We start from the raw sequence: 5249 nt of genomic DNA, 5'->3' as shown, positions 1-5249 counted from the left end.
GTGGAATGGAAGTTGCAGAGCTGACCAAACTGCGTCGTCAAGCTCGTGCTCAAGGTGTGTATCTGAAAGTTATTCGGAACACATTGGCAAAGCGCGCTCTTGAAGGCACTAAGTTTGAAGACATCGAACCTGCACTGAAAGGTCCATTGGTTTACGGGTTTTCTATTGACGCACCAGGAGCCGCTGCGCGCCTGCTCAAAGATGCCCAGAAAGAATCAAAGCACCTGAAAGTGACTGCGTTGTCTATCGGTTCTGGTTTGCTCGGTCCTGAGAAACTCGAGGCCGTTGCATCACTTCCGACACGCGACGAAGCGTTGGCCAAATTGCTTGCTACCTTCAAAGCGCCTGTTACCAAGTTCGTTCGTACTATCAACGAAGTACCTACGAAGTTTGTACGCGTTTTGTCGGCAATCAAAGACGCCAAATAAGCGATTTAACAATTTACTTTTATTTACATAACCCAGGAGTTTAGAGAAATGGCTCTGACTAAAGAAGATATCTTAAACGCGATCGCTGAAATGCCAGTAATGGAACTGGTTGAGCTGATCGAAGCTGCTGAAGAAAAATTCGGTGTTGACGCATCTGCTGCTGTTGCAGTTGCTGCTGGTCCTGCTGCCGCTGCTGAAGCTGCAGAAGAGCAAACTGAGTTCACAGTAATGCTGAAAGCTGCTGGCGCGAACAAAGTTGGCGCGATCAAAGCAGTTCGTGCAGCAACTGGACTTGGCCTGAAAGAAGCGAAGGCGCTGGTTGAATCAGCTCCGGTAGCGGTTAAAGAAGGCATCTCTAAAGGCGACGCTGAAGCACTGAAGAAAGAGCTTGAAGAAGCTGGTGCAGAAGTTGAGATCAAGTAAGACACTTGATTCGCAACGAGGCCTTTAACGGCTTTGGCCTGGTGACTATATAGTCACCAGGCTTTTTGCGCTAAAAAGGATACATCTGATTTTCCTGTGTTGCAGGGTGTATCGACAACGAAAATACAGGCGAACGGATTGTGACGAAATCTGTTGGCAGCCATCATCCAATTGATGGCTCGGGTCAGAAATCAGCTAGCTGAGGAACCCCATGGCGTACTCCTACTCTGAAAAAAAACGTATTCGTAAGGACTTTGGAAAGCGCCCGCAAGTGCTTGAAGTCCCTTACCTGCTCTCAATTCAGCTCGACTCATTCAAAAAGTTCATTGACGCCGATCCAGAAGGCGAATACGGACTTGAAGCGGCGTTTCGTTCCGTCTTCCCGATTGCGAGCTACTCTGGTAATGCTGAATTGCAGTATGTCAGTTACCGTCTAGGTGACCCTGTATTTGACGTAAAAGAATGTCAAATCCGTGGCGTTACTTATTCTGCTCCTTTGCGTGTTACCCTGCGTATGGTCATGTATGACAAAGATGCGCCTGCGGGAACCATCAAGCAAATAAAAGAGCAGGAAGTCTACATGGGCGAAATTCCGCTCATGACTGAAAACGGAACCTTTGTTATCAATGGGACCGAGCGGGTTATCGTCTCTCAGCTGCATCGTTCTCCGGGTGTGTTCTATGATCACGATCGTGGAAAAACGCACTCTTCAGGAAAAGTTCTCTACAACGCACGCGTGATTCCTTACCGTGGCTCTTGGTTGGACTTTGAGTTCGATCCAAAAGACAACGTGTTTGTACGGATTGACCGTCGCCGGAAGTTGCCAGCGACGATTATTTTGCGTGCGTTAGACTATACAGACGAGCAGATCCTCGACATGTTCTTCGAGAAGAACAACTTCGAGATCCGTCGTGACAAAGTATTCATGACCTTGATTGCCGAGCGCCTGCGTGGTGAAACCGCATTGTTCGAAATCAAGAGCCCAGACGGCGATGTTATCGTCGAAAAAGGCCGTCGTGTAACTGCTCGTCACATCAAGCAGCTTTCCGATCTCGGCATTAAAGAGATGGAAGTGCCACTTGATTACCTCGTCGGCAAAGCGTTGACCAAAGACTACGTTGAGAAGAAGACTGGTGAAGTTGTCGCGAAAGCGAACGATATCATTACTCTCGAGCTCTTGGCGAAGTTGCGTGAAGCTGGCTTTAAGAAATTTGAAACCCTGTTCGTAAATGACTTAGATCACGGCCCATACGTGAGCGAAACCCTGCGCATTGACCCAAGCAGCAATCGTCTCGAAGCGTTGGTTGAGATCTATCGCATGATGCGTCCAGGCGAGCCGCCCACGAAAGAAGCGGCGGAAACCCTGTTTGAAAATCTGTTCTTCTCTGAAGATCGCTATGACCTCTCAACGGTCGGTCGCATGAAGTTCAACCGTCGCCTCGGTCGCGATGAGTTGACCGGTGCCGGAACCTTGAGTCGCGAAGACATCGTCGATGTCATGCGCAAGCTGATCGAGATCCGGAATGGCCAAGACGTAGTTGATGATATCGACCACCTTGGTAACCGTCGCATCCGTTCGGTCGGTGAAATGGCAGAAAACCAGTTCCGTGTGGGCTTGGTCCGTGTAGAGCGTGCGGTGAAAGAGCGTCTGAGTTTGGGCGATCTGGATGCCATCATGCCGCAAGACCTGATCAACGCGAAGCCAATCTCTGCAGCGGTGAAAGAGTTTTTCGGTTCGAGCCAGTTGTCTCAGTTCATGGACCAAAACAACCCATTGTCAGAGGTGACGCACAAGCGTCGCATTTCGGCTTTAGGTCCAGGCGGTTTGACACGTGAGCGAGCGGGCTTCGAAGTTCGTGACGTTCATCCGACGCACTACGGTCGTCTGTGTCCAATCGAAACGCCTGAAGGTCCAAACATCGGTTTGATCAACTCATTGGCAACCTTCTCACGGACCAACGAGTACGGTTTCCTAGAAACTCCGTACCGGAAAGTTGAGAAAGGTGTGGTGTCTGATGACGTTGAATATTTGTCTGCGATTGAAGAAGGCAAATATGTGATCGCCCAGGCGAACATTATCCTCGACGACAACGGTAACATCGTTGAAGACTTGGTACCGTGCCGCCATAACGGCGAGTTTACGCTGACCACAAAAGAACATGTCCAATTCATGGACGTTGCGCCGCAGCAGATCGTATCGATCGCAGCGAGCTTGATTCCATTCCTTGAGCATGATGACGCGAACCGTGCCTTGATGGGTTCAAACATGCAACGTCAGGCGGTCCCGACGCTGCGTGCTGATAAGCCATTGGTCGGAACCGGTATTGAGCGGACAGTTGCAGTTGACTCTGGTGTAACGGTGGTTGCGAAGCGTGGCGGTGTAGTCGATTACGTCGACGCGGCCCGTATCGTTGTGAAGGTAAATGAAGAAGAGATGGTCCCGGGTGAAGCGGGCATCGACATCTACAACCTGACCAAATACACCCGTTCAAACCAGAATACCTGTATTAACCAGAAGCCAAGCGTGAAGCCTGGCGAGCCGGTAATGCGGGGTGATGTATTAGCAGATGGTCCATCAACTGACCTTGGTGAGTTGGCTTTGGGTCAAAACATGCGTGTGGCATTTATGCCATGGAATGGTTACAACTTCGAAGACTCGATCCTCGTTTCTGAGCGTGTCGTGCAAGAAGACCGTCTAACCACCATCCACATTCAAGAACTGAATTGTGTGGCGCGTGACACCAAGCTGGGTGCTGAAGAAATTACCGCAGATATCCCGAACGTGGGTGAGTCTGCACTGAGCAAGCTTGATGAATCAGGTGTTGTCTATATCGGTGCGGAAGTAAATGGCGGCGACATCTTAGTCGGTAAAGTAACTCCGAAAGGCGAAACGCAGCTGACCCCAGAAGAGAAGCTCCTCCGTGCAATCTTCGGTGAGAAAGCCTCTGACGTGAAAGACAGCTCTTTGCGCGTACCGAATGGTGTGAGCGGAACCGTCATTGATGTTCAAGTCTTTACCCGTGATGGTGTTGAGAAAGATAAGCGTGCATTGGATATCGAAGCGATGCAGCTGGCTCAGGTGAAGAAAGATCTCACCGATGAGTTTAAGATTCTTGAAGAAGGTCTGTATGCACGGGTTCGTACGTTGCTGCTAGGAAACGGTTTTGATGAGTCAAAGCTGGCTTCTATGGAGCGTGCGAAGTGGTTAACTCAGAACCTGAAAAATGAAGCTGCACAGCAAGATCTCGAGCACATTGCACAGCAGTATGAAGAGTTACGCAACGATTACGACAAGCGCTTTGAAGAGAAGCGTCGCAAGATCACTCAAGGCGATGATTTACAGCCGGGTGTCTTGAAGATCGTAAAAGTTTACCTTGCGGTGAAGCGTCGCATTCAGCCGGGTGACAAGATGGCAGGTCGTCACGGTAACAAAGGTGTAATCTCCACCATCGTTCCTGTTGAAGACATGCCGTACGATGAAAGCGGTGAGCCGGTCGATATCGTATTGAACCCATTGGGTGTTCCTTCGCGAATGAACGTCGGACAGATCCTTGAAACCCACCTCGGTGCTGCGGCACGTGGTATCGGGAAGCGGATCGAAGCGATGCTTGTTGAGCAACGGAAGATCGCCGAGGTTCGTGACTTCTTGCAGAAGGTTTACGACATCGGTAAAGGACGTCAGGACGTTGACATTAAGAGCTTCACAGACGAAGAAGTGCTGCGCCTCGCAGAGAACCTGAAAAAAGGTCTGCCTGTTGCATCACCGGTATTCGACGGTGCGGTAGAGACGGAGATCAAAGAGCTTCTCGATATCGCAGGCTTGCCAACGTCAGGTCAGGTCAAACTGTTTGACGGTCGTACGGGTGACACGTTTGAGCGTCCGGTCACGGTTGGTTACATGTACATGCTGAAATTGAACCACTTGGTGGACGATAAGATGCATGCGCGTTCAACCGGTTCGTACAGCTTGGTCACGCAGCAGCCGTTGGGTGGTAAAGCACAGTTCGGTGGTCAGCGCTTCGGTGAGATGGAAGTGTGGGCCCTTGAAGCTTACGGTGCGGCGTATACGTTGCAAGAGATGCTGACGGTTAAGTCGGATGACGTGAATGGTCGGACGAAGATGTATAAAAACATCGTCGACGGCAACCACGAAATGGATCCGGGCATGCCTGAGTCGTTCAACGTATTGCTGAAAGAAATCCGCTCGCTCGGTATCAATATCGAGCTGGAAGACGAGTAAGCACCGTATCGCATACGCGAAACGCATTGAGTAAGCGCCGCCGGAGGTCTCGGCCTCCGGCTAGGTTAACTCCGACAGGAGATGAAACGTGAAAGATTTATTGAAGTTTCTGAAGCCAATGAAAGACAACGAAGAGTTCGATCGTATTCGAATTTCTT

At 50.2% G+C, this 5249-nt stretch carries 3 protein-coding genes; all 3 read left to right on the top strand.

The genetic code is table 11. From position 1 onward, the window contains the following. Positions 1–428 (top strand): 50S ribosomal protein L10 (rplJ, locus tag J5F18_RS20525; protein ID WP_346300327.1); only part of this gene is annotated, 428 nt, incomplete at its 5' end. Positions 429–476: 48 nt separating this feature from the next. Next, the gene (gene rplL, locus J5F18_RS20520) at positions 477–851 is read left to right on the top strand and encodes a 50S ribosomal protein L7/L12 (RefSeq protein ID WP_346300326.1); all 375 of its coding nucleotides are present in this window, start codon (positions 477–479) and stop codon (positions 849–851) included. Positions 852–1062: 211 nt separating this feature from the next. Then, positions 1063–5091, top strand: a complete 4029-nt coding sequence (rpoB, locus tag J5F18_RS20515) for a DNA-directed RNA polymerase subunit beta (protein ID WP_346300325.1) — start codon at positions 1063–1065, stop codon at positions 5089–5091. Positions 5092–5249: the final 158 nt, after the last annotated feature.

The organism is Halomonas sp. BM-2019, assembly GCF_017584085.1.
This window is presented reverse-complemented; position numbering and strand designations above follow the sequence as displayed.

What these genes read in the sequence shown, in the direction of transcription:
- rplL (WP_346300326.1), top strand. Translation starts at nt 477, where the DNA reads ATGGCTCTGACTAAAGAAGATATCTTAAACGCGATCGCTGAAATGCCA.
- rpoB (WP_346300325.1), top strand. Translation starts at nt 1,063, where the DNA reads ATGGCGTACTCCTACTCTGAAAAAAAACGTATTCGTAAGGACTTTGGA.